Here is a 23,649-nt window from a genome sequence, read left to right as displayed (position 1 = left end):
GGTCGCCACGGCGCCCGCGCGCTGGCGCGGGTCGCGCCACGGATGCGCGTTCTCGACGAGAAGCTGAACGTGGACCTCCTCGCGGCGCTGGAGGATCGCAAACTCGTCTGGCTGCTCAACGCCCTGCAAGCGAGCGAACAGGGTGCTGTGCCGGCGCTCGATGAAACGTCGGATCCGGCTGCATGGATTCACGTCCTGTGGCAGACCGCGGCTCCGGACCGGGCCGCGCAGGTGGTGGATATCGTCCGCGCGCGTACTGACCTTTACAGCGACGAACGTCTCGCCCTCGACCTTCGGGAGATGTCGAAGCTCGATTCGACCATTCCGGCCCCGCCGTTCGACGCCATTGCATGGGTTCGCGAGCACGGCGATCAACCGGCGGCGGCGCTGAGACTGCTGCTGCGGGCGGCACCGCCGGATACGCAAGGACCAGTTGCGGCCGAGTTGCTCGGCCGCCTCGGGTGCCGCCGCGCCGCAGAGATCGCTCTTGGAGAGGCAGACCTTCTGACGCTCAGGACGCCCGAAGCGTCCGCCCGGATCTACGCGACGGCGTTGGCTTGGTTCTCGCAGTGCAACGACGACGCCGGACAGGTCATTGCGGCGACGGCCATGAGCCTCGCGCAAGGCCGCGCGGGTCGTGACGAAAACCTGTCGGCGGCCGGTGAACGGCTCGAGAACGCCTACGTGGCGTTGCGACGGCATGCGGCATCCGGTCTCCCCGAATTTGCGGCGATCCGCACCGCCGCGCTCGCGGGCGACTTGGACCTCAGGGTGGCTGAGGAACACCAGCCGTGGGTGGCCCGTATTGCCTGTGCCATCCTGATCGGCCGTCAGGCCGCGAACCGGCAAGATGTCATCGACGTTTCGAAGCTCCGGGGCAAGCTGCTCGATTGGATCGGTGCATACGGCCAGGACGGAAAACGACTTCCGCTCGACGTGCAAGGCTGCTTCGTCGAACGGCGCGGAACGATGCAGCTGACCATCGCCGATCCCCAGGCCACGTGGTGGGCGCTGGCGCGGTGGTGGACCCAGATCGGGGTTGGTCTTGCGATGCTCATAGGCGGGCTCGCAGGCGCGGGGTACCTCCTCAAGCTCATGGTCGACGCGGCCCCGAGCATGATTGATTTGGTTTCTTCGAATCCCGAGGTTGAGCTCGGGGTTATCATCTGCGCTACCTACGCCTGCCTGATCGCCGCGGCTGCGGTTTTCCTGAGATTGGCACCGCGCAGATTTATCGAGCTGCGGATCACCACTTCCACGGCCGCCGCGGGACCGGCTGCTGCCGCGCTGACAGCGGCTATTTTCCAGTCACTGTCCAATCCCAGAGTGGTTTTCAGCACATTCTTTTCGGGCAAGCGCGAGTGGTTGCGGTCGCTCGGTCGAGCCGAGCTTCCGGCAGTCGAGCACAATCACGAGATCGTCGGCCCGCTGGAGACGCGCGTGCCGGCGGGGCGCTATGCCGCGTCGCCGACGCTTTTGCCACCTGAGTTCCTCGAACAGTACAAGCGGATGTCCCGCCGCCTGCCGTTCGCCAGTCCCCCCGATGTCGTTATCGTCCCGGCGACGGGAAGTCTAAGCGGCGCTCCCTGGGAAGCCATGATTGCACGCGATGTGGCAGGTAGTACCGTCAGCCCGGCAAATTTGCCTTTCCGCTTCCGGCGCGTCGTCGAGGCGAGGATCGCGCGCGAACATGTGGCGGCGAAGCCGATCCGCGCCGCCAGTTGCCGGTCCAGCGATGCCGACGAGAGCGCATCGAAGCTTGGCCTGGCGCCTCTCGCCGGCGATAGCAAGTTCAAGCTGGTCGAATGGTCGGAAGATCCGACCGAGCTGCCGAGTGCCGAAGACATTCACATTCTGCACCTGATGGGCATATCGGAGAATATAGGGGCGGGAGCAAGCTTTCGGTTCGGCCGCACGGTATCCAACGAGGCCACGATCAGCCTCGACGAATCCAAGCCCTCCCAAACGTCGCTGGGCGCCGCCGATCTCGTGCGGGCATTTCCCAACCTTCGCGTCTGCATCCTTCAGGGAGAAGTTGATCCGCTGCGAGGCGAGCGGACCGGCAGCGATCGCGGCCAGGCCGCATTGGCCCGCGCCTTCGCGGCCGAGGTTTTCGCCCTCGGAATTCCGATCGTCATCATGCTTCCGCGCCTGGACGGCCGGCGCGCGGCAGAAGCTTTGGAAGCGGTGGCGACCACGTTGGCCAGCCGTCCGCGGCGCGGAACAGCTGCGCTGCAAAAGGCGCTGGTCCGGGCCCAGGAGCGGATCCTGTCGGGCTATGCGGAGGCGTCCGAAACCGGTTGGGAATTGGCCATGGATGTTTGCCTTTACGCCGTTCCAGGATGGAGCGGCAAATGGCGCTGAACGCGCGCGTAGTTGAACCTGTGAAGTTGCAGACTGCGAGTGTACGGCGGTGAGCCGGTTGAAGCGGCTCTTGGGTTTGATACGGCGACTTATCACGTTGCTGCCGAAACCAGTTCGGCGGCATGACATGGGAGACGGCAACATGGCGCTCTGGGATACGTTTAAGAACTGGTTCGACAAGGACAACGAGCAATTCATCGCTTTTCTGCTACCTGTGGAGAGGACTGACGATCGTCCCTCCCCGATCACGATCCAGGCGGGCAAGACGTACTTCCGACTGCGGCTCGCGTCGGTGTTCCTGCACAAGAGGGTGCAGGGCGGCAAGAGCTGGTACCCCGCCGTTCACTCGTTGGTACGGTTCAATTTTGGCAACCAAAATGCTGTCGACGTCCCCAATGTGGTCGATCCAAAGATCGCCGGCGAGAAGCCCAGCGGCGAAGTGATCCTGCGCAATGTGACACTCACATCGTCCATGCCGTTCAGCGGCGGCATCGTCTCGATCGCTGTCGGATTGGTGGCGATGGAGGAAGCGAATCACATCGGCGGATTCCTCAAGGTATTCGGCTCACTCGCCGAGCAGCTCGTCGTGCCGCAACTGTCGGCGGCACTCAACGTGGCGCAGCCCCTTGCCAACGGAATTCAGGAGCTGTTCGGCTTGGGCAACGGCCGCCTTCACCTTGGCCTCAAGCAGGATTTTGCCGCCGGTGAGCTCGCTCAGGGCTATGTCGTCCTGATCCGGGCGACCGAAGACCAGGTGGACAGGTCCCAGCTCTGCGTCGCAGCCGGGCAGTTGCGCAAGGGGGGCAAGCCCGAGGACAGCAAAGCCTTCGACGAGTTCGATCACATAGTGCTGCGAGTAGAAATTCTGACCGAGAGGGATGACTGGCAGAAACTCACCTTCATCGATGAACCGTTCCAACAGGCATTGGACGCTTTGGCCGACGGCAATGACGAGGAGTCGAAGAAAAAGGGTGACCTCTTCCTGCAGACCGCGCTCCGGCGGGTGTTGAGATCGCCTGATCTCACGCAAGCCGACCGCACGCGGGTGATACCGCTCCTGAAGGATCAATACCGGCTGGCCAAGGACGGGCTGGGTATCAAGGGATTGGCCCAGCAACGCGCGAACCTGCAGCAGATGATGAAGTCGGCGATGACCGTGGACGCCGCGTTAGAGCGGCCCGAACCGAGTCTCGACGACGTGGTGAATTTCTGAGTGCTGGACATATCCGGTTCGCCGCGCATCCGCGCAGGCGCAGCAAGAACGCAACTTCGATACAAGATGCGCTCCTGAGCAGGTTGCCGGCAAGGATCGCCCTCGTCTTTGGCGCCAAGCCAACGTCATCCGCCCAGCGCCGCCACATGCTCCAGATCCTGTCGGCGCTGCTTTGCTCGCCGCTCGTAACTGGCTTGGTTCTTGGTGGCGACCAGCGTGTGGGGGCTGCCGCGCCTCTCGGTCGCAAGATCAAGGTCGCACGTGGCGTTCCGGATACTTTGCTCGACATGGGTTCTGCGATCCTGGACCGCCTTCAGGCGCCATTGCTGCTGGTCCGGCACAACCAGGAATGCGCCCAGTCCACGACAGTCGCCGCATGTACATGTGAGTGGGTTGGCCCTGCTCCAGTCCCGTGGCGCCTCCAGCGGCAGGGCGATGCGCCTGCGCAGGTGGTCGAGCGACGCCTCTCGAAGCCGGCTCACCGCCGGCCAAGCCACGCCTTCGGCCAGCTTGGCAAACGCGAGCGCGGCGGGGACGAGCACGTCATCCGGTCTGTATGTCTTGGGCCAAGCCAGCAGGTGTTCGATCGCCTGCGCCGCGAGCCCTGCATCGATCCGGCTTGTCGCTGTCAGAAGATCGACCACGAATCCCGCTTTCACGGGCGTCGGCCGAGGCCAAGGGCCGGCCTCCTGGCGCCCGGTCGAGGAGCCCGGCAAGACCTCCAGCAAGGCTGCGCCGATCTGCTCGATGTCGCCTGTCGTGCCCTTAGGCGCTGTGACGCAACGCAGCAGCAGATCCGCGCAGGCGCTGAGATGGGCCGCAGCGTTGCGCCTGAGGATTCGGACCAGCAGCTCCGTTGCACGCGGACCCTGAAGCAGGGCGGCGGCGCGGACGATCGCTGCGTTGTCTTGCGCGGCGTAATGGCCTTCGGCGGATAGCTCGGCGAGAAAGGCATCGATGTGTCTGACGTTGCCCAGTCGGACCTGCAAATCGAGCATCCGGCCGGCTGCGGCGTCCTGGTCCGCTCGCCAAGTCGCTCGGGGCCAGGAGCGCAGCATGTGCGCCGCGAGTTCGTCGGCCTCACGCCACAACGGCGACTGGATCGATGCGTTGCCGGTCTCCCAGCGCGCCGTCAGATCCTCAAGAAAAGGCAGCGTGGTGCGGAGGCCGGCCTGGTTGAGCACCGCTAGTCTCCGCGCCGCCGGCCACAACACGAGGCCTGCACGCCGATAGGTGCGCTCGAAGGACGCGCCTGCATTGCCCGTCGCCTCGTGAAAATGCTGCTGGTCCGGCTTCAGATCCTCGAACGCATCGGGCGGGCAAAGCTCGTCCTCGGCGAATGGAAATTCGCCGAGCCCCGCCGCGCGGCCGTCTGGACGGCGCCACTCCGACAGGATCAGCGCCCGCTCGATGACCTCGGCAACCGAGAAGTTTTTATCATCGTCCCCCTCCTCGTCTCCCCAGTGGCGACGGCCGTAATAGCCGGTATACTCGGCGCTGCCGCTTTCCTCGATCGAGACGAGCGCGAGGTGGAGATCGCAATCCGCCTCCGCGGCGGCCTTGACCAGAACGGAGGCCACGCCCGCGTCAGCCCCCTTGAGCGCATCGAATGACAGCTCTGCCGGCGTATAGACATGTTCCAAGGGCAGTATCAGCTTGTCAGGCTCGTCCTCGGCATTCACCCAGCACCGAAGCAAATCCACCATCCGCCCCTGCTCTGCGCGATAATCCGGTGCCTTCAACCCCCGCGCTTTGCCGACGAAGCGCAGATTATAAACAAGAGTCAGGCGAAAGCCCGACTGAATGGGGCGCACTTCATGCACGCAATCGGCATAAAAGGCCGCGAAGCCGATCTCCGACGCCTCCTCCGGACGCAGGTCGAGCACCACCTCGCGGCCGAGATGCTTGACGACCAGTTCGCCGCCGCGATGGGTCGAGGGCAGCACGAGCACCATGGTCGCGAACATGCCGCGGACCTTCTCGGTATCGCGGTGGCCGACGAAGAAGCTGCCGGCATCGTAGACGAGAAGCTTATAGAAATCGGCGGCGACCGGACCGCTCACGCCGAGGCCGAGAGCTATGTCGGCGACGAGTCCGGCCAGGGTCTTGTCCCAGTGCCGTCCCCCGATCCTGATCTTGGCGGGATCAATCTGCCAGGTTCGCCTGACCTCGCGATCGACCACCGTCTGCGCGCCCCGCCCATAGGGGGCGGCCTCGGCGATGGCGACGAGCCGCTCGGCCTGGTCGGGCAGGATCGGGAAGGCAATCCGGCCCACTCCGTCAACTTCGATCGTACGCAGAAGTCGCCTGGACGCTCAACGGAACGAAGGCTGTCGAGCATCTTGGTGGCGATCGACGACATCATAACTCCCGGCAAACTGGATGGCGCTTCGTGAACAATCGTCAAGTCGACGCGGCAGGTCCGCGTTTCCCAATCATATCATGCAGCCGCGGCGCGTTTGTAAGACCATGTAACATGTAACGTCCTACGCTGTCATCGCCACTTCAAGCGCTCGCCGCCATGTTGCCATGATATCACGCCTCGTTCATATCTTCTCAAACGAGGAATCCACAGGCATATTTGCAGCTCGATGGATTCTGGCGTCATCAATGCCGGTTTCACGCAAGCGGTCGTCTGGTGGTCCGACGTCGGCATTGGCTACGCGTCTGGGCGGTACATTTCCGAATGTTGGCGTCGAAGAACCACGAGCAACTTAGCCGCGTCAGCAGATCAAGACGCGGATGCGTGCGAAGCCGCGCGGAAGCATCGCCGTGTCTGCCTCCCCGGCAGAGTCGGGGGTCTCCCGCTTATGCTAGATCGAGCGCGAGAACCATGCCCATTTACCTTTTTCACGCGGCCGGATAGGCTGCCGCCGTGATCCAACCCGGAAGCGTGAGTCGAATGCAAACCATTACTGTCCGTGCCACCTGGGACGATGAGGCCGGCGTTTGGTGCGCCGAGGCCGACAACCTGCCGGCCGGATTTGCGCTGGCGACGGGAGCCGATACCCTTGACGCTTTGGCGGATAAGCTACCGGGCTTGATCCAAGACCTCCTGAACAGCGACACAATTCCTCCCATCGAGATCGTCGCAAAGGTACGTGACCGCGCCATTGCATGAAAAGCTTCACGCCGGAATTGAAGAAAATCCTGCGCGAAGCCGGTTGCAGTCTTGTTCGACGCGGCAAGGGCGATCACGAGATTTGGGAAAGTCCGATCACCCAAACGCGCTTCGTGGTCGACAATGCCATTCTCTCGCGGCATCTGGCCAACACCGTGCTGAAACAGGCCGGATTGCCGAAACAGTTCTGATCGACTCGCAAGATCAAGCGCCAGCATCGGGGATGCCACGTGATGCGCGAACGCTCGTCGGTCCTTTAGGCGGCGCGACCAATGGATCGGCGACCTCGCGAAGCAACACCCTCACGTTCCCTTTTGCCCTGCGGCGCGGTCGTCGGCCGCTTTCATTTGTTGCTTGCCATGTCTCTGATTGCTGGTTGTCGATTCTGTTCCATTGGATCGAGAAAGGCCAGGATGTCAGCTGGGTTTCCAGTTTCTAGGTCTAGGCGGCTTCGACCTTGACGCACAGATCGCGGAGGCGCTTGCCTCTGATGCGTCGATTGTCCATCAGTGCATCGGCGATTTCGCCATGAACAGTGCCGTTATGCTGCAACTGGCGGGCGCACCACGCCACCACGTCGTTTTGCCAAATGCTTTCGGCGTCACTGTCGGGGCGGCGACTGCAAGCAATCTCGCAAACCAACTGCGAAGCAAAGATTTCGTCCACCGATGAGCCCTCGCGCCTGTCCTCGCCGGCGAACAAATCCTCTGCCGTCAACCCTGCAAAAAGTGATCGCGATCGGTTGAGCAGCGTTTCAAAGCTAGCCGGACAATCGGGCGTATCGAAAAACTCAAGGTCTGGCGCCTCGCTATAGCCGCCCCATGCCAACTTACCCTTGATCGCGCGCGCTTCGATGAAAACGTTGGTCGTCTCAATGCCCAACACGCTGTCTATAACGATGTGCCCGGCCTCGTGAACCGCAGCCGCGCGCTTCGGCATTTCGAAAGCGCTCGGTCCGTGCTCGGCGAGAATTTGGCGAATGTGGGCGTTGACTCTTTCGCGCAAGGCTTTGCCAATACCATCCTGGTGAATGGTGATGCCGCCAATGGTCACGATGTCGTCATTTCTTCATCCGATTCCCCCCGCAGATATGGTCGATGATACCCGCCGTGGTAGAAATGGCGAATCTTCGGGGTAAGTTGATGCTGACGCTAGAAACCAAGGACGACTTGGAGACCCTGCACAAGAACCAGGTCCAAGAAAGCTCCACTCTGGAATATAAGGCGTCACCCGCCGTTGATAATGCTGACCCGCGCAGGCAAGAAATTGCCAAGGACGTATCGGCAATGACAAATGCCGACGGCGGCCAGATCGTGTACGGCATGACAGAGAAATTCAGACAGACCATGATTGAATTGCAAGCCGTGTGTGGTGGCGGCCCCTCCACACCACCGGTTCGACGGCGGAACAGGGTAAGAACCTCCCGTCAGAATCGCAACTTGGAGAAGTGAGGGGCATCATTAAGTTAGATGGTCGGAGCGAGAGGATTTGAACCTCCGACCCCTAGTCTCCCAGACTAGTGCGCTAACCGGGCTGCGCCACGCTCCGATGCCGTTCCCTTAGCTTCGATCAGGCTGCCGCGCAAGGCGCCTCCGCGGGGCATTGCGGGAACCGGCGGGAAGCCGCTCGCAGATTTTGTAGGGCGGGCAAAGCCAACGGGTCGCGCGAACGCGCGAGCCGTTGGCGTGCCCACCATTTCGAGCCATAGGCGCGGTGGGCACGGCGCGAAGGGCGCCTTTGGGCGCGAAGGGCGCCTTTGGGCGCGAAGGGCGCCTTTGCCCACCCTACCCTGCCGGCGGGAAAAACCGTTCCCCGCCGCCGGCCCTAGCCCTTCAGCGCCGCATCCAGCAATTGCCGGCAGGCGATGAGCTCCTGCAACACGTCCTCCAGCCGGACGACGTCGAGCGGGCGGTCCGAATCTACGACACCGGGTATAGGGCCGGCGTCGAACGCGGGCATGCCGTCCTCGTCGGTTTCAAGCAGGCGAAAATCGATGCCGTCGGTGCCCTCGTAATCATCGTCATCGGCATCGATGCCGGGCTCCGGCTCGTGATCGTCGTCCTGGATGCTGCGTCCGACCGCCTCCTCGATGACGCCGAAGGAGGCCACCGCCGCTCCATCCGCCAGGCGCTGAACCGAGCCGATGCCGTGCTCTTTCAGAATGCGCTGCACGCCGCGGATGGTGTAGCCCTCGCCATACAGCAGACGGCGGATGCCCTTGAGCAGATCGACATCGTCGGGGCGGTAATAACGCCGGCCCCCGCTGCGCTTCATCGGCTTGATCTGGGCGAACCGCGTCTCCCAGAACCGCAGCACGTGCTGGGGAATGTCAAGCTCGGTGGCAACCTCGCTGATGGTTCGGAACGCATCCGGAGCCTTGTCCAAATGTCCACTCCTCAAGAGATCGCGGGATTGCTTCGTCAGTCGGGTTTGCTTTCGCCGTTGCCCGGACTGTGGCCGTTGATCCGCTGCTTCAGGATGGCGGACGGCTTGAACACCATCACGCGACGCGGCGAGATCGGAACCTCGGTGCCGGTCTTGGGATTACGGCCGATGCGCTGGCCTTTCTTGCGCACCATGAACGAGCCGAAGGACGACAGCTTCACCGTCTCACCCTTCTCCAGGCAGTCGGTGATTTCCTTCAGGACCAGTTCAACGAAAGTGGACGATTCGGTGCGCGACAGCCCCACCTTCTGGTAGACGGCTTCGCACAGATCGACGCGTGTAACTGTCTTGCCGGTTCCGGTCATCGCCTGCCCCACGTCACCCGCGAACAATTCTGGTCTGAAATTTATGAGCTTAACAACTGACGGTCAACAACCCACCCCGCCATGCCAATAGCATGAAAAAAACCCGCATAATACATGACATTTTACGTTGCGTTTACCAGCGCAGCAGCGCCGATCCCCAGGTAAATCCACCGCCCATGGCTTCGAGCAGTACCAGATCACCTTTCTTGATACGTCCGTCCGCGACCGCAACCGACAGCGCCAGCGGAATTGACGCCGCCGAGGTATTGCCGTGCAGGTCGACCGTCAGCACCACCTTCTGCGGTGCAATATGCAGTTTGTGCGCCGAAGCATCGATGATCCGTTTGTTGGCCTGGTGAGGCACGAACCAGTCGATATCTTCAGCGGTCGTGCCGGTGGCCTCGAACGCATCCACGATCACGCCGGTGATCATGCCGACGGCGTGCTTGAACACCTCGCGGCCCTCCATCCTGAGATAGCCCACGGTGCGGGTCGAGGAGGGGCCGCCATCGACGTACAGCTTCCATTTGTGCCGGCCATCGGAGCGCAGATGCGTCGTCAATACCCCGCGATCGGAGGGTTTGCCGGGCTGGCGCTCGGCGTCGAGCACGATGGCGCCGGCGCCATCGCCGAACAGCACGCAGGTGCCGCGGTCGTTCCAGTCGAGGATCCGCGAGAATGTCTCGGCGCCGATCACCAGCGCGCGCTTGAACGCGCCGCTGCGCAGGAAATTATCGGCGGTGGCGAGCGCAAAGATAAAGCCGGAGCAAACCGCCTGCAGATCGAAGGCCGCGCCATGGTGGATGCCGAGCGCATCCTGCACCGCGACCGCGGTGGCGGGAAAGGTGTTGTCCGGGGTCGAGGTCGCCAGCACGATCAGGTCGATCGACTGCGCGTCGATCCCGGCATTGGCAAGCGCGGCCTGGGCGGCATGAACCGCCAGATGCGAGGTAAACTCACCCTCGGCGGCGATGTGGCGCTGCCGGATGCCGGTGCGCTGCACGATCCACGCATCCGAGGTGTCGATCCGCGCCGCCAGTTCGGCATTGGTCAGGATCTGCCGCGGCAGATAGGCGCCGCAGCCGAGCACGACCGAACGTATTGCAGTCACGAGACAGCCTCCTGCGCGGTCGGCGCTGACGGAGGCGCGCTGCCGTCAGGGTTGAGCATTTTATTGATCTTGGTGAGGAGATCGTAGCGGACCATCTCATAGCCAACATCGACGGCATAGGCAAAGCCTTCGGCATCGGTTCCGCCGTGGCTCTTGACGACGATGCCGTTCAACCCGAGCACCACGCTGCCGTTGGATTTGTTCGGGTCGAGCTTGTCGCGCAACGACTTGAATGCGTTTTTTGCAAACAGATAGCCGATCCGCGCGCGCCACGTGCGCGACATGGCGCTGCGCAGGAATTCGGTGATCTGCCGTGCGGTGCCTTCGGCAGCCTTCAACGCGATATTGCCGCTGAAACCTTCTGCGACGATGACGTCGGCAGCGCCCTTGCCGATGCCGTCGCCTTCGACGAAGCCGATATATTCGAGCTGTGGCAGATTCATCGCACGCAGCAGTTCCGCCGCTTCGCGAATTTCCTCGCGGCCTTTGATTTCCTCGACCCCGATATTGAGCAGGCCGACGGTCGGCCTTTCGCGGTTGAACAACACGCTCGCCATGGCGCTGCCCATCACCGCCAGCGCCACCAGGTGATGCGCATCGCCGCCGATGGTGGCGCCGAGGTCGAGCACGACCGAATCGCCGCGGGCCGTGGGCCATATCGCCGCGAGCGCCGGCCTGTCGATCCCGGGCAGCATGCGCAGGCAAAACCGCGCCATTGCCGCCAGCGCGCCGGTGTTGCCGGCGGAGATCGCGACATCGGCGTCTTTCTTCTTCACCGCATCAATTGCCAGCCACATCGACGAAGTCTTGCGGCCACGGCGCAAGGCCTGGCTCGGCTTGTCGTGCATGCTGACGGCGACGTCGGTGTGGATGACCCGGGAAACCGCCCGCAACGCTGGATGCAGGGCGAGTTGCGCATCGATGGCGGCGCGATCGCCGAACAGCAGAAATTCGCTGTCGGGATGTCTTTTCAATGAAATCGCGGCGCCGGGAATGACGACGGATGCGCCGGCATCGCCACCCATGGCGTCAAGCGCGATTCGAACCTTCTGCGGCATGAACGTCCCGGAAACCTGATCTTTTGCGGTCTTGATGCGTTCGGCCGCGGACTGGAAATCGGCAGGATTGGCAGCGGTCGGCGGAGCGCAACGCTGCACCCCGGCCGGGCCGCGACAATAGCGCGTCCACGTCCCGAGACAACCTCTTGACCCCAGCCTTTTCGCCCTTGGGCGGCGGCGCGCGGAACCGGCCCATATGGATAAACCGATATAATTCAGCCGCTTGGGCCCTGATTCCACGGATCGGATCGCGAAAATCGCAGGACATGCCAATGGCAGGTTCGCCCCGCTTCAACGGCTTTTGGGCTTGTTTGCGTGCGGTGGTCTTGCGTCGGGCTTGAGCGCCTTGAGCGCGGCAAAGGGATGATCCCCGGCATCGGCGGCCACGACCGCCGGCTCGAAAACCGCGCCGGGCCGGCGCGGATAGGGATCTATCCCGAGAAAGAACGCGTCGGTGGCGACCCGGCCAAGATCGATCACCCCATTTTCGATCGGCTCCGGCGGGTCGGGAATTTCAACCTCGCCTTCAGCCGCGTCATCGACCAGATCGGACAATTCGGGAATCTGCTCTCTCGGTGCGAAGATCAGATCGATTAGCTCGTCGATATCGTTTTCGATCGGATCGAGCGTGATGACGCAGGTCTGCCCGATCCGCGCTTTGACACGGCCGCCGACATGGAAACGGCCGCCGCCCCCGGGGCTGACGTCAAGCGACGCGCTGACGGCGAGAATTTCACGCACGCCCGCCAGTTCAGCCAATGCCGCACGCACGGCAGCGTCGGCTTCGAACTCACGATGCAATCCGGTATCCGGTATTTGCGCGACGGAGACGCGAACGCTCCAGGGATTGGTCTTGTTCATCATGCTATTCGGCTCGGGTTCGTGGCGCAGCACCCAGAGCCTCCGTTCTGATTGAATCAGAACCGGGGCTCCATTCCTTGTGTCTTAGCGCGTTTTCTTCACGCCAAGCGGTATCCGCCCCGGATCAGGTCCGGGGCAGACTTTCGCTCGAAAACGCTGGTTCGGCGGGCAATGGAAACTGCCACGATGCGCTTCTGAACGTCGCATCATCAAGCTGAGCCAAGGCCGCGATCACCGCCTCGGCATACGAGGCCAGCTGCCGCGCCTGTTCGAGTTTGTCTCCATTGAGGATATTCTTGCACAACGCCCGCGCCAACGGCTCGGCGCCCGCGGTCAAAGCGAGATCGTAGGCGCCCGTCCTCCCGTAAAAGGCCTCCCCGAAGGCCCGCATGCGCTTGGGGACGGTGAGATCACCTACGCCCATTTCGCGCAAATTGGCGTCCAGATCGTCGCAGAAGTGATCAAACAGCGCCTGCGAGAGCCCAGCGCCGCCTGCAATCGGCTTCAACCGCCGCAATATCATCCACAAATGCAGCAACAGCAGATCAAAACGGCCGCCAACCGTATCCGGGACACCCAGATCCCGGTAAAACACGGGTTCTCGCACTTGCGCCACGATCATGCCATAGATGGCCTCAATGGTGCCGCGCTGGGCTATCCGGGGTTTCCTGAAGTGATTGAACGGCCAAAGCATCGTGGGCTCCGCAGGCGAGCCCCACGGGCCCGTGCATGTTGCAATCCGATGCGCTGCCCGGTACGTCAACGCCTCGCATGATGCAAGAGGACGGGAAAAGTTCCGCGATGACCGAAACGAGCCACAGCTGCTCAGGCCGGCAAACGCCGCGAGGCGCGCGCGCGCGCTGGCGTGGATTACGCAGCGGCGTCGCCATTGCGTTGATCTGTGCAGGGCTCGGCGGCTGTCTCACCGGCGAGCAGTTTCAGAAGGGCTACATCCTGCCGCCGGGCGCGCTTGAGCAAATTCCGATCGGGGCGAGCCAGGACCAGGTGCTGATCGTGATGGGCACTCCCTCCACGGTCGCGACCCTCAACGGCGAGGTGTTTTACTACATCTCGCAGCGCGCCGAACGACCGGTGGCGTTCATGAACCAGAAGGTGGTCGACCAGCGGGTCATCGCGATCTATTTCGACCGCAACCGCCAGGTCAAACGGCTCGCCAATTACGGGCTGCAGGACGGCAGGATTTTCGACTTCGTCAGCCGTACCACGGCAACTTCAGGCCAGGAACTCAGCTACCTGACGCCGCTGTTCAAGCTTTTGAGCTTTAATTGAGCCAAATCGATATCGCGCACTCGATGCAGCGCAGCACCACCCCTTGGCGCTGATGCGCAGAGCCGGGAGCACCCTCGGACTCCGAAGGGAGGGCGACCACAAGGGTTGCTACGGATCGACATGGCTTAGCCAGAAGGGCTGGGATGCTGCCGCCGGTCGCGCAGGGTCATTCAACCCCCACAAGAAACCGGCCTCCGCGCGACACACTTTCTGGTTAGCTGTGAGCCAGTTCACACGCGGATATTGCGGCCGGTGCTATCACCCGGCGCGAGCCCGATCATGTCATCGGCTCTCTTAAACGCTCTCGCGAGCTCAAATCATCAGGAGATAAACGTCATGGGTTTCTATGGACCAGAACCGTTCGATACCGCGCAAGCCACCTACGTCTGGACCGGACTGGGCTCGCCTGGCTTCTTTTCCGTCACCGTCGAGGGCCAAGCGCCGAATTTCACCTCCGGGATCAAGCTGGTCCGCGACGAGCAGTGGGTCGGCGGCCTCGCCGTCAGGGTGATGGGGTGGACGGGACCGCTGGGCAAAGGCACCAAGCCATATAAAGTTCACGCGTCCTTCCCCGGGTCCTTCCACAAGGAGATCGTGGTGATCGGAAGCAACAAGCATGAGGTCGTCGAGGTGAGGCAGATCCCGTTCACCAACGACGAGGAATTTGCGAAAAACGCCGACGCTCTGGTCTGACCGGCGAGCGACCTGGCGCTGCAAGATTCGGCAAGCTGCAAGCGCAAGAGGCGACATCGAGCAATTCAAAACCCCGCGGGCATCGCACCCGCGGGGTTTTGTTGTGTATCGATGGTGTCGCGCCGGCTCAGTGCGCCAGGATCGCCAGCAGCAGGAGCGCCACGATGTTGGTGATCTTGATCATCGGGTTGACGGCGGGGCCGGCCGTATCCTTGTAGGGATCGCCGACGGTGTCGCCGGTCACCGCGGCCTTGTGGGCGTCGGAGCCCTTGCCGCCGTAATGGCCGTCCTCGATGTACTTTTTGGCGTTGTCCCAGGCGCCGCCGCCCGAGGTCATCGAGATCGCGACGAACAGGCCGGTCACGATGACGCCGAGCAGCATGGCGCCGACGGAAGAGAACGCCGCCGACTTGCCGGCCGCGCCGCCCCCGGCGATCACGTAGATCGCGAAGAAAACGAAGATCGGCGACAGCACCGGCAGCAGCGAGGGGATGATCATTTCCTTGATTGCGGCCTTGGTCAAAAGATCGACCGCCTTGCCATAGTCCGGCTTGTCGGTGCCCAGCATGATGCCGGGCTTTTCGCGGAACTGGCGCCGTACTTCCTCGACGATGGCGCCGGCGGCGCGGCCGACCGCGGTCATGCCCATCGCGCCGAACAGATAGGGCAGCAAGCCGCCGAACAGCAGGCCGACGACGACGTAAGGATTATTCAGCGAAAAGTCGGGCAGCACGCCCTGGAAGTAGGGAAACTTCACCGCGTTGGCGATGAAGTATTTGAGGTCTTCATTGTAGGCCGCGAACAGCACCAGCGCGCCGAGACCGGCGGAGCCGATCGCATAGCCTTTGGTCACGGCCTTGGTGGTGTTGCCGACGGCGTCGAGCGCGTCGGTGGCTTTTCGGACTTCCTTGGGCAGGCCCGCCATTTCGGCGATGCCGCCGGCATTGTCGGTGACCGGGCCGAAGGCGTCGAGCGCCACGATCATGCCGGCCAGCGCCAGCATCGTGGTGGTGGCAATGGCGATGCCGAAAAGGCCGGCGAGGCTGTAGGTGACGAGAATGCCGGCGATGATCACCAGCGCGGGGCCCGCGGTCGACTCCATCGAGATCGCCAGGCCCTGGATCACGTTGGTGCCGTGACCGGTGACCGACGAGGCCGCGATCGACTTCACCGGGCGAAACTCGGTGCCGGTGTAGTATTCGGTGATCCAGATGATCAGCCCGGTGACGAAGAGGCCGGCAATGCCGCATTCGAACAGCGCCAGGCCGGTATACTCGACGCCGGCAGCAGATTTGACGCCCAGCCCTCCGAAACCGATCAGCAAGTAGATGACAATCGCGACGCCGATAAGCGACAGCACGCCGGTCGCAATCAGGCCCTTGTACAGCGCGCCCATGATCGACTGGCTGGCGCCGAGCTTGACGAAGAAGGTGCCGGCGATCGAGGTCAGGATGCAGATGCCGCCGATGGCGAGCGGCAGCGTCATCATGTTGACCAGCAGCGGCGAGGTCGCGAAGAAGATCGCGGCCAGCACCATGGTGGCGACCGCGGTCACCGCATAGGTTTCGAACAAATCGGCCGCCATGCCGGCGCAATCGCCGACATTGTCGCCGACGTTGTCGGCGATGGTGGCGGGGTTGCGCGGATCGTCTTCGGGAATGCCGGCCTCGACCTTGCCGACCAGGTCGCCGCCGACATCGGCGCCCTTGGTGAAGATGCCGCCGCCAAGACGGGCGAAGATCGAGATCAGCGACGCGCCGAAGCCGAGCGCGACCATGGCGTCAACCACGGTGCGGCTGTTAGCTGCGTAGCCCATGAACTGGGTCAGGACCATGAAATAGAGGGTGACGCCGAGCAGCGCGAGACCGGCCACCAGCATGCCGGTGATGGCGCCGGCCTTGAAGGCGAGCTCGAGGCCGCCGGCCAGCGACGTCGTCGCCGCCTGCGCGGTCCGTACATTGGCGCGAACCGAGACGTTCATGCCGATGAAGCCCGCCGCGCCCGACAGCACCGCGCCGATGGCGAAGCCGATCGCGACCAGCATGCCCAGGAAATAGGCCAGCAGCGCAAAAATCACGATGCCGACCAGGCCGATGGTCATGTATTGCCGCTTCAGATAGGCCTGCGCGCCTTCGCGCACGGCGGCTGCGATTTCCTGCATCCGCGGACTGCCGGCGTCCGCCTTCATGACGGAGGCCGTTGCCCAGATGGCGTAAACGATGGAAAGCGCTCCGCAGAGCACAATCGCCCATAATGCTGTCATTGAATTTGCCTCAGATTTTGGTCTACCTCACACAGCGCCGCGGGAGCGGCGGGCGCATAAAAAGAAGGCCTTCCTGCCCAAAAGGGTGGCCTTAAATCGGCGGGACCATGCCAAAATCACCTGCCCGGCGCAACGCTGCCAAGGGCTTAAACCGCCGATTTCGGCCGGTATTCGGCGCTGCCGTGGCGGCTTTTCGCAAAAACGCTACGGTTTTCGCGAAAACCCTAGAAATGGCTGTACGACCGCCGCTTCAGTGCGATTTCCCGGCCCTGCGCGTCCAGAAACCTTGGGGCCGCCGAGCCGGCAATGACCGTCCCGATCGAGGTCACGGGCGCTCCAGCCAGCCGCGCGGCCGCCGCGAACGCCTCGAACTGAAGCTCTGACACCGCGCACAACACTTCATAGTCGTCACCGCCGGACAGGATGGTTTCGATGCCGGCGGCGCCGCGGGCGAGCAAGGTCGCAGCCGGTGCCGACAAAGGGATGCTTGCGATATCGATGACCGCGGAGACCCGTGACGCGGCGCACAGCTTGGCGAGATCGCCGGCAAGACCGTCCGACACGTCCATCGCCGCGTGAGCATGATCGCGCAACGCGCTCGCCAGCGCGTTGCGCGGCTGCGGCACCCGGTAGCGTTCCACCAGCCTTTGGCTGGCCGCGGCATCGTCGGCGAGCGCCAAGGCGGCCGCGCCGCCTCTGAGGATATCGAGGCCAAGCGCGGCGTCGCCGATGGTCCCGGTCACCACCACCCGGTCGCCAGGTTTGGCGCCGCTGCGATGAACCATCTTGCCCGAGGGCACGCGCCCGAGCGCGGTGATCGAGATCATCAGGGGACCTGGGGTGGAGACCGTGTCGCCGCCGAGCAGCGGACAAGCAAACTGTGCCGCATCCTCGCCGAGCCCGCGCGCGAACGGCTGCAGCCACGCATCGTCAGCGCTGCGCAGCCCGAGCGTCAGCACGAAGCCCGCCGGTGTTGCCCCTTTCGCGGCGAGATCGCTGAGATTGACCCGCAGCGCCTTGCGCGCAACGGTGTCCGGCGGGTCCTGGGATAGAAAATGCACGCCTTCGACGATGGCGTCGGTCGTCACCACGATATCGTCGCCGTGCGCCTTGAGGACCGCCGCATCGTCGCCGAGAGCGAACGCACCGGGATCGGTCGCAAGCGGCTTGAAGTAGCGCGCGATCAGCGAGTCCTCGCCGGAGGAATTGTTTTGGCCGACAGCCATGTTGCGGTCGGTCATGGAGCGAGCCCCAGCCAACACTTGTCATCGCCCGGCTTGACCGGGCGACCCAGTATTCCAGAGGCGCCGATGATAAATCGCGAGGCTGCGGCGTACTGGATCACCCGCCTTCGCGGGTGATGACAGCTTGGTGTATGGTGGATGTGCCGCTCCAAACTGGCTCACCTGCAACTACCGTTCAGCCGCCGCCCCGCGAAAACTCGTCGGCGCGGAACTGGCGGGCGATCTGGTCCAGCACCGCGTTCACCATGCCGGTCTCGTCGCCGTCGACAAAGGCATGGGCGACGTCGACATATTCCGATACGACGACGCGGCCAGGCACGTCCTTGCGATGTTCCAGCTCGTAGGAGCCCGCGCGCAGCACCGCACGCAAAATCGCGTCGATCCGCCGCAACGGCCAGCCCTTCGACAGGGCGTCGTCGATCAGGGGATCGAGTTTTGCCTGGTCGCGCACCACGCCGGACACGACATCGCGGAAAAAGGCCGCCTCGGCCGGCAGGTATCTGTCGCCTTCAACCTCGCCGCCGAGCCAATGACTTTCGAACTCGGCGAAGATGTCGTTGATCCCGGCGCCGGCAATGTCCATCTGGTAGAGCGCCTGCACCGCGGCGAGGCGCGCGGCGCCGCGCCGGTTGGCTTTCCTGTCTTTTGTTCTTTCCTGGCCTTTGGCCGGCCTGGTCGCCTTGTTCTGTGCCATGATCAGGTCCGCATCAGCCGGCGCTTGATCCGCAGCATGGCCAGCGCCGCGCGCGCGGCATCCCCGCCCTTGTTGAGTTCGCTGGCGCGTGCGCGCGCCCAGGCCTGCGCGTCGGTATTGACGGTGATGATGCCGTTGCCGAGCGGAATTTTCCGCTCAACCGCAAGCTCCATCAGCGCGCGCGAGGATTCCATCGCGACGATTTCGAAATGGATGGTGTCGCCCCGGATCACGCAGCCCAGCGCGATCACGGCGTCATAGGGATTGCCATGGCTTGCGGCGGCATCGAGCCCAATCGCGATCGCGGCCGGAATTTCCAGCGCGCCGGGCACCGTGATCACGTCATGGGCGACGCCGGCGGTCTTGAGTTCGGCGACGGCCCCTTCCAGCAGCGCATCCTGGATGTCGTCATAGAAGCGCGCCTCGACGATCAGCGCACGCGCGCCGGCGATCTCGGTCTGATCCTTCAACTGTGCGCGCCGCGCATCCGCCATCGAGTTTATTTCCGTTCCGATCCGGTCAAGGACCTCATCCCCTTGCCACGTCTCGAAGGATGAGCCAGCTTGCGCTCATGGTTCGGGACGGCGCAAGAGCGCCGCCTCACCATGAGGATTGAGCGCGGGTTTTAGGCGCAGCCGGTGCCAAAGCCAAGGGCTTGTTCTACTTCATCTCCGAAAGCCGCGCGGCATAGCGGGCCATCAGATCGACCTCGAGATTGACCTCGGCGCCGGCGCGCCAGCCGGAAAGCGTCGTGACATGCAGCGTATGCGGAATGATCAGCACCGAAAACTGCACGTCCTGCACCGTGTTGACGGTCAGCGACACCCCATCCAGCGTCACCGAGCCCTTGGACGCGATGAAGCGCGCCAGTTCGCGCGTCGTCGCAAATTCGAACCGCGCCATGTCCTTGAGATCGGCGCGGCTGACGATGGCGGCGATCCCGTCGGCATGGCCAGCGACGATGTGGCCGCCGAGTTCGTCGCCGATTCTGAGCGCGCGTTCGAGATTGAGTTTGGTGCCGATGGTCCAGTGTTTCGCGGTGGTCATGGCAAGCGTCTCGGCGGCGGCATCGACCTCGAACCAGGTCCTGTCATCGGCGATACCGGCGGCAACCACGGTCAGGCAGACCCCGTTGCAGGCGATCGAAGCGCCATCGGCAATGCCGGCGCGGTCATAGCGGCAGGCGATGCGCAGCCGGTGCAACTGGCCCAGCGCCGTAGCCGTCAGGCTGACGATCTCGCCGATGTCGGTGACAATGCCGGTGAACATTTATTGACGCTCGTAGACGGTCAGGGTGTCGTTTTGCAGCATCTGGGTATCACGCACCTTGAACGCCGGCGACTGCGTGATCGTGGCGAGCGGCAATGCGTCCAGCGCCGCAATGCCATCCGCTCCGATCACCTCGGGGCTGCGCAGCAGCCAGACCTCGTCGACGAGGCGGGCGGCGACAAAAGAGGACGCCACCCGCGCACCGCCTTCGACCAACAGCCGGGTGATGCCCTTCCTGGCCAGCGCCTGCAGCACCGCCAGGAGATCTAGTCCCGGCGATGGCGTCGCCGCGTTGTCGACGCGGACAACCTGTGCCCCGGCGGCGCCGAGTTTCATGGCGGCGGGGGCTTCCGCCAGATGTGATGACATCACCCACAGCTGTGTCTCACGCGCGGAATGGACCAGCCGGCTGGTGCCGGGAATGCGCAAGCTGCGATCCAGCACCACCCGCACCGGCGAGCGCGCCTCCATGCCCGGCAGGCGGCAAGTCAAAAGCGGATCATCCGACAGCACGGTGCCGATCCCGACCAGGATGGCGTCGCACTGCGCGCGCAACAGATGCACGCGAGCCTTGGCGGCTGCACCGGATATCGCCACGGGCTTGTGTCCGGCAGCAGCAATCTTGTCGTCCGAGGTGACCGCGAGTTTCAGGATCACGTGGGGACGCCCGTCGCGGATGCGCCTGAAGTGGCCGGCATGATCATAAGCGGCCTCGCGCGCGCCGGGCCCGATATCGACTGTTATGCCGGCGGCACGCAATCTGGCGTGGCCCCGGCCCGCCACTTCGGGGTTGGGATCCTCGATCGCCGATACCACGCGCGCAATGCCGGCGGCGATGATGGCATCGGCGCAGGGCGGCGACTTGCCGACATGCGAACACGGTTCCAGCGTCGCATAGAGGGTGGCTCCGCCCGCGGCTTGGCCGGCGCGCGCGAGCGCCTCCGGCTCGGCATGAGGCCGGCCGCCGGCCTGGGTCCAGCCACGGCCGACGATGACGCCGTCCTTGACCACGACGGCGCCGACGGCGGGATTGGGCCAGGTGCGGCCCTGCCCGCGCCGCCCCAGCGTCAGCGCCAGCTGCATGAAGCGCTGGTCCGCGGCCTTCGCGGCCTTCAATTTATGCGCATACTGGTCTTCCAGGATGCGGAAGATCATTTGCGCAACGTGGCGAGCCGCGCGTCGTCGTCGCCGGAGAGTTCCCCGAGCACGGCTTCAAAGTCCTTGGCTTCGCGAAAATTGCGATAGACCGAAGCGAAGCGCACATAGGCGACGTCGTCGAGCTGGCGCAGATGCTCCATCACGATCTCGCCGATCACTTCGGATGAAATCTCCGCCTCGCCGCCGCTTTCGAGTTCGCGCACGATCGCCGAGACCATCTTCTCGACCCGCTCCGGATCGACCGGCCGCTTGCGCAAGGAGATCTGCAGCGAGCGCACCAGCTTGTCGCGGTCGAATGGCACCCGGCGGCCATTGCGCTTGATGACGGTGAGATCGCGCAGCTGCACCCGCTCGAAAGTGGTGAAGCGGAAATTGCAGGCCATGCATATCCGCCGCCTTCGGATGACGGCGGAATCCTCTGTCGGCCTGGAGTCCTTGACCTGCGTATCGAGACTGTTGCAGCTGGGACAACGCATCCGGCGAAAACCTTAAGTGTAGATCGGGAAACGATCGGTGAGCGCCTTGACCCGTTGCTTGACCGCGGCTTCGACCAGCGGCGCCTTGCCGTCCTGCGACTGCGCGATGGCGTTGAGGACTTCGGCGATCAGGCCGCCGACCTGCTGGAATTCGGCGACGCCGAAGCCGCGCGTGGTCGCCGCCGGCGTCCCCAGCCGCAGCCCCGAGGTGACGAACGGTTTTTCGGGATCGAAGGGTATGCCGTTCTTGTTGCAGGTGATCGCCGCCCGCACCAAAGCCGTTTCCGAGACGTTGCCCTTCAGCCCCTTCGGCCGGAGGTCGACCAGCATCAGATGGTTGTCGGTGCCGCCGGAGACGATGTCGAAGCCGTGGGCGCGCATCGATTCGGCAAGCGCCTTGGCGTTTTCCACGACGTTCTTGGCGTAGATCTTGAAGTCCGGGCGCAGCGCCTCGGCAAACGCCACCGCCTTGGCCGCGATCACATGCATCAGCGGGCCGCCCTGCAGGCCCGGGAAGATCGCCGAGTTCAGCTTCTTGGCCAGCGCCTCGTCGTTGCACAGGATCAGGCCGCCGCGCGGGCCGCGCAGCGATTTATGCGTGGTGGTGGTGGTGACGTGGGCATGAGGCACCGGGGACGCATGCACGCCGCCGGCGACGAGACCGGCAAAATGCGCCATGTCGACCATCAGATAGGCGCCGACGCTGTCGGCGATCTCGCGAAAGCGCTTGAAATCCCAGGTGCGCGAATAGGCCGATCCGCCGGCGATGATCAGCTTCGGCCGGACCTCTTCGGCCTGATTGGCCACCGCGTCCATGTCGATGATCTGGTCCTCGCGCCGCACCGTATAATGCACCGCCTTGAACCATTTGCCGGACATGTTGACCGGGGAACCATGGGTGAGATGCCCGCCGGCGGCGAGATCGAGGCCCATGAAGGTATCGCCGGGGGCCAGCAGCGCCAAAAATACCGCCTGGTTCATCTGGCTGCCGGAATTGGCCTGCACGTTGGCGAACTGCGCCCCGAACAGTTTCTTGGCGCGCTCGATCGCCAGGGTTTCCACCACGTCGACCCATTCGCAGCCGCCGTAATAGCGATTGCCGGGATAGCCTTCGGCATATTTGTTGGTCAGCACCGAACCCTGCGCTTCCAGCACCGCGCGGCTGACGATGTTTTCCGAGGCGATCAGCTCGATCTCGTGACGTTGCCGGCCCAGTTCGCCACGAATCGCGGCCGCGATCTCGGGATCGGCATGGTCGAGCCTGGCGGTAAAGAACGAATCGGGCACCGAAGCCGACGCGACATTTGCGGCATTGGCGCTGGTAGTTGACGGGCTCATGGGCAAATATCTCCATTGCCGCAGAGCCTGTCAGGCGAACTGCGGCCGGTCCTGAAGTGGCGATCGTAAGCGGCGCTGGCGGGATACCATATCGGCCGGCGGGGGCCAAGCACTTGCGGTGCGCACCCCCCTCTTGTGCGAGATATGGTGGGGACGGGGGATTGCCAGCCCGCGTGTCGCGGGCGCGATGCGCTATCGCGCCGAACCGGGCCCCTCAACCTGCCTGCGCTGCGGCGAGGGGAAAACCCGGGCGATAGTCGCGTCGAGAGATGTCCATGGCGGCAGGCAGCCGCCGACAGGGATCGCATGAAAGGACTGTCTGCAAAATCCGAAGCAGTTAATTTGACGTTTGTCCTTAACCCGTCTGGCCGCGGATGCGGGTTGTCCTCGTATGCCGCGGCCTGTCGGCTCCATCGTTGATGCATCGGATACGGGATCGCCCGATTGCGGTCTGTCGCCGGGGCCGCCTTGCGCCGCCGCGGTGGCGCGACTGTGAGTAGCGGAAGGCATTGTTGCGCCAGGAAAATCCACCGATGCAAATGTCAAACAGCCCATCCGGACAGGCATCAATGCCCCGCGGCGCGAGGCGCCCGGGCTTTTGCCAGGAAACTTAACCGCCCCCCGAAAGAGGGCGTGGGGAATGCCGGATGCCCAGTGGCACCCGCAGCCTCGCGTGCAGAAAACGGCCATCACGCACACGAGTATTCACAGCGAGGCACCGGAAAACACCCGGCATTCCCGCACGC

Annotated in this window: 23 protein-coding genes and 1 tRNA gene; 7 read left to right on the top strand and 17 right to left on the bottom strand. The window is 63.7% G+C overall.

Annotated features, from left to right (window positions below):
• On the top strand, positions 1-2,364 hold a 2,364-nt coding region (locus ABSG20_RS11415), incomplete at its 5' end, for a hypothetical protein (protein ID WP_423864607.1).
• A gap of 142 nt (positions 2,365-2,506) precedes the next feature.
• On the top strand, positions 2,507-3,577 hold the full coding sequence (locus tag ABSG20_RS11410) for a hypothetical protein (RefSeq protein WP_423864606.1): 1,071 nt from the start codon (positions 2,507-2,509) through the stop codon (positions 3,575-3,577).
• 125 nt (positions 3,578-3,702) lie between these two features.
• Here the strand turns inward: ABSG20_RS11410 and ABSG20_RS11405 are convergent, their stop codons facing one another.
• Positions 3,703-5,853 (bottom strand): 2OG-Fe(II) oxygenase, encoded by a 2,151-nt coding sequence (locus ABSG20_RS11405; RefSeq protein ID WP_423864605.1) that lies wholly within the window; start codon positions 5,851-5,853, stop codon positions 3,703-3,705.
• Positions 5,854-6,479: 626 nt separating this feature from the next.
• Between ABSG20_RS11405 and ABSG20_RS11400 the strand changes: the two genes are divergently transcribed.
• Positions 6,480-6,698: a DUF1902 domain-containing protein gene (locus ABSG20_RS11400; protein ID WP_423864604.1), complete on the top strand. Its 219-nt coding sequence runs from the start codon at positions 6,480-6,482 to the stop codon at positions 6,696-6,698.
• Positions 6,695-6,889 carry a type II toxin-antitoxin system HicA family toxin gene (locus ABSG20_RS11395; RefSeq protein ID WP_423864603.1) on the top strand — a complete coding sequence of 65 codons (195 nt, stop codon included), beginning with the start codon at positions 6,695-6,697 and terminating at the stop codon, positions 6,887-6,889. Before ABSG20_RS11400 ends, ABSG20_RS11395 begins: the two co-directional genes overlap by 4 nt.
• 250 nt (positions 6,890-7,139) lie before the next feature.
• Here the strand turns inward: ABSG20_RS11395 and ABSG20_RS11390 are convergent, their stop codons facing one another.
• On the bottom strand, positions 7,140-7,751 hold the full coding sequence (locus ABSG20_RS11390) for a hypothetical protein (RefSeq protein WP_423864602.1): 612 nt from the start codon (positions 7,749-7,751) through the stop codon (positions 7,140-7,142).
• A gap of 44 nt (positions 7,752-7,795) precedes the next feature.
• Between ABSG20_RS11390 and ABSG20_RS11385 the strand changes: the two genes are divergently transcribed.
• Positions 7,796-8,149: an AlbA family DNA-binding domain-containing protein gene (locus tag ABSG20_RS11385; protein WP_423864601.1), complete on the top strand. Its 354-nt coding sequence runs from the start codon at positions 7,796-7,798 to the stop codon at positions 8,147-8,149.
• Positions 8,150-8,168: 19 nt separating this feature from the next.
• Here the strand turns inward: ABSG20_RS11385 and ABSG20_RS11380 are convergent.
• The 7 genes from ABSG20_RS11380 to ABSG20_RS11350 all read right to left on the bottom strand — a co-directional run bounded on the left by ABSG20_RS11380 (position 8,169) and on the right by ABSG20_RS11350 (position 13,172).
• Positions 8,169-8,246: transfer RNA gene (locus ABSG20_RS11380), tRNA-Pro, on the bottom strand.
• Between the two features lie 276 nt (positions 8,247-8,522).
• On the bottom strand, positions 8,523-9,083 hold the full coding sequence (locus tag ABSG20_RS11375) for a MerR family transcriptional regulator (RefSeq protein WP_423864600.1): 561 nt from the start codon (positions 9,081-9,083) through the stop codon (positions 8,523-8,525).
• A 35-nt stretch (positions 9,084-9,118) separates the two neighbouring features.
• A complete protein-coding gene (locus tag ABSG20_RS11370) occupies positions 9,119-9,448 on the bottom strand; it encodes an integration host factor subunit alpha (RefSeq protein ID WP_423864599.1) in 330 nt (109 codons plus the stop codon).
• Positions 9,449-9,581: 133 nt separating this feature from the next.
• Positions 9,582-10,559, bottom strand: coding sequence for a beta-ketoacyl-ACP synthase III (locus ABSG20_RS11365; protein ID WP_423864598.1), 978 nt, complete (start codon positions 10,557-10,559; stop codon positions 9,582-9,584).
• Positions 10,556-11,617: a phosphate acyltransferase PlsX gene (plsX, locus tag ABSG20_RS11360; protein ID WP_423864609.1), complete on the bottom strand. Its 1,062-nt coding sequence runs from the start codon at positions 11,615-11,617 to the stop codon at positions 10,556-10,558. The genes ABSG20_RS11365 and plsX overlap by 4 nt, the downstream gene beginning before the upstream one ends.
• 291 nt (positions 11,618-11,908) lie before the next feature.
• Positions 11,909-12,478, bottom strand: coding sequence for a DUF177 domain-containing protein (locus tag ABSG20_RS11355; protein WP_423864608.1), 570 nt, complete (start codon positions 12,476-12,478; stop codon positions 11,909-11,911).
• Positions 12,479-12,602: 124 nt separating this feature from the next.
• Positions 12,603-13,172 carry a ubiquinol-cytochrome C chaperone family protein gene (locus ABSG20_RS11350; RefSeq protein ID WP_423864597.1) on the bottom strand — a complete coding sequence of 190 codons (570 nt, stop codon included), beginning with the start codon at positions 13,170-13,172 and terminating at the stop codon, positions 12,603-12,605.
• Positions 13,173-13,279: 107 nt separating this feature from the next.
• On the opposite strand from ABSG20_RS11350, the gene ABSG20_RS11345 reads away from it, so the two are divergent.
• Together ABSG20_RS11345 and ABSG20_RS11340 are read left to right on the top strand one after the other, a co-directional pair.
• The gene (locus ABSG20_RS11345) at positions 13,280-13,768 is read left to right on the top strand and encodes an outer membrane protein assembly factor BamE (protein ID WP_423864596.1); all 489 of its coding nucleotides are present in this window, start codon (positions 13,280-13,282) and stop codon (positions 13,766-13,768) included.
• Between the two features lie 336 nt (positions 13,769-14,104).
• Positions 14,105-14,461, top strand: coding sequence for a hypothetical protein (locus ABSG20_RS11340; RefSeq protein ID WP_423864595.1), 357 nt, complete (start codon positions 14,105-14,107; stop codon positions 14,459-14,461).
• Positions 14,462-14,588: 127 nt separating this feature from the next.
• Here ABSG20_RS11340 and ABSG20_RS11335 read toward each other — a convergent pair whose 3' ends face one another.
• The 8 genes from ABSG20_RS11335 to glyA all read right to left on the bottom strand — a co-directional run bounded on the left by ABSG20_RS11335 (position 14,589) and on the right by glyA (position 22,903).
• Complete coding sequence (locus tag ABSG20_RS11335; RefSeq protein ID WP_423864594.1) at positions 14,589-16,724, bottom strand: sodium-translocating pyrophosphatase; 2,136 nt, start codon at positions 16,722-16,724, stop codon at positions 14,589-14,591.
• A 224-nt stretch (positions 16,725-16,948) separates the two neighbouring features.
• A complete protein-coding gene (gene thiL / locus ABSG20_RS11330; protein ID WP_423864593.1) occupies positions 16,949-17,965 on the bottom strand; it encodes a thiamine-phosphate kinase in 1,017 nt (338 codons plus the stop codon).
• 178 nt (positions 17,966-18,143) lie between these two features.
• Positions 18,144-18,662, bottom strand: coding sequence for a transcription antitermination factor NusB (gene nusB, locus ABSG20_RS11325; protein ID WP_423864592.1), 519 nt, complete (start codon positions 18,660-18,662; stop codon positions 18,144-18,146).
• A 2-nt stretch (positions 18,663-18,664) separates the two neighbouring features.
• On the bottom strand, positions 18,665-19,156 hold the full coding sequence (gene ribH / locus ABSG20_RS11320) for a 6,7-dimethyl-8-ribityllumazine synthase (protein WP_423864591.1): 492 nt from the start codon (positions 19,154-19,156) through the stop codon (positions 18,665-18,667).
• Positions 19,157-19,322: 166 nt separating this feature from the next.
• Entirely contained in the window at positions 19,323-19,931 is a 609-nt protein-coding gene (locus tag ABSG20_RS11315) for a riboflavin synthase (RefSeq protein ID WP_423864590.1), read from the bottom strand.
• Positions 19,932-21,086 carry a bifunctional diaminohydroxyphosphoribosylaminopyrimidine deaminase/5-amino-6-(5-phosphoribosylamino)uracil reductase RibD gene (gene ribD / locus ABSG20_RS11310; protein ID WP_423864589.1) on the bottom strand — a complete coding sequence of 385 codons (1,155 nt, stop codon included), beginning with the start codon at positions 21,084-21,086 and terminating at the stop codon, positions 19,932-19,934.
• Positions 21,083-21,565: a transcriptional regulator NrdR gene (gene nrdR, locus ABSG20_RS11305; protein WP_423864588.1), complete on the bottom strand. Its 483-nt coding sequence runs from the start codon at positions 21,563-21,565 to the stop codon at positions 21,083-21,085. The genes ribD and nrdR overlap by 4 nt, the downstream gene beginning before the upstream one ends.
• 12 nt (positions 21,566-21,577) lie before the next feature.
• Positions 21,578-22,903, bottom strand: a complete 1,326-nt coding sequence (glyA, locus tag ABSG20_RS11300; RefSeq protein WP_423864587.1) for a serine hydroxymethyltransferase — start codon at positions 22,901-22,903, stop codon at positions 21,578-21,580.
• Between the last annotated feature and the right edge of the window lie 746 nt (positions 22,904-23,649).

Origin of the sequence: Bradyrhizobium sp. (assembly GCF_049512235.1) — a bacterium.
Taxonomy (GTDB): Bacteria; Pseudomonadota; Alphaproteobacteria; order Rhizobiales; family Xanthobacteraceae; genus Bradyrhizobium.
Note: the sequence above shows the minus strand (reverse complement) of the source record. Positions and strands in the feature narration are given on the sequence as shown.

Bases quoted from the DNA above. Each gene is read 5' to 3' on its own strand.
- nusB (WP_423864592.1), bottom strand. From the start codon at position 18,662: ATGGCACAGAACAAGGCGACCAGGCCGGCCAAAGGCCAGGAAAGAACA.
- ABSG20_RS11350 (WP_423864597.1), bottom strand. From the start codon at position 13,172: ATGCTTTGGCCGTTCAATCACTTCAGGAAACCCCGGATAGCCCAGCGC.
- ABSG20_RS11315 (WP_423864590.1), bottom strand. From the start codon at position 19,931: ATGTTCACCGGCATTGTCACCGACATCGGCGAGATCGTCAGCCTGACG.
- ABSG20_RS11355 (WP_423864608.1), bottom strand. From the start codon at position 12,478: ATGAACAAGACCAATCCCTGGAGCGTTCGCGTCTCCGTCGCGCAAATA.
- nrdR (WP_423864588.1), bottom strand. From the start codon at position 21,565: ATGCGTTGTCCCAGCTGCAACAGTCTCGATACGCAGGTCAAGGACTCC.
- plsX (WP_423864609.1), bottom strand. From the start codon at position 11,617: ATGCCGCAGAAGGTTCGAATCGCGCTTGACGCCATGGGTGGCGATGCC.
- ribD (WP_423864589.1), bottom strand. From the start codon at position 21,086: ATGATCTTCCGCATCCTGGAAGACCAGTATGCGCATAAATTGAAGGCC.
- ABSG20_RS11400 (WP_423864604.1), top strand. From the start codon at position 6,480: ATGCAAACCATTACTGTCCGTGCCACCTGGGACGATGAGGCCGGCGTT.
- ribH (WP_423864591.1), bottom strand. From the start codon at position 19,156: ATGGCGGATGCGCGGCGCGCACAGTTGAAGGATCAGACCGAGATCGCC.
- ABSG20_RS11335 (WP_423864594.1), bottom strand. From the start codon at position 16,724: ATGACAGCATTATGGGCGATTGTGCTCTGCGGAGCGCTTTCCATCGTT.
- ABSG20_RS11370 (WP_423864599.1), bottom strand. From the start codon at position 9,448: ATGACCGGAACCGGCAAGACAGTTACACGCGTCGATCTGTGCGAAGCC.
- ABSG20_RS11340 (WP_423864595.1), top strand. From the start codon at position 14,105: ATGGGTTTCTATGGACCAGAACCGTTCGATACCGCGCAAGCCACCTAC.
- glyA (WP_423864587.1), bottom strand. From the start codon at position 22,903: ATGAGCCCGTCAACTACCAGCGCCAATGCCGCAAATGTCGCGTCGGCT.
- ABSG20_RS11395 (WP_423864603.1), top strand. From the start codon at position 6,695: ATGAAAAGCTTCACGCCGGAATTGAAGAAAATCCTGCGCGAAGCCGGT.
- ABSG20_RS11345 (WP_423864596.1), top strand. From the start codon at position 13,280: ATGACCGAAACGAGCCACAGCTGCTCAGGCCGGCAAACGCCGCGAGGC.
- thiL (WP_423864593.1), bottom strand. From the start codon at position 17,965: ATGACCGACCGCAACATGGCTGTCGGCCAAAACAATTCCTCCGGCGAG.
- ABSG20_RS11410 (WP_423864606.1), top strand. From the start codon at position 2,507: ATGGCGCTCTGGGATACGTTTAAGAACTGGTTCGACAAGGACAACGAG.
- ABSG20_RS11385 (WP_423864601.1), top strand. From the start codon at position 7,796: ATGATACCCGCCGTGGTAGAAATGGCGAATCTTCGGGGTAAGTTGATG.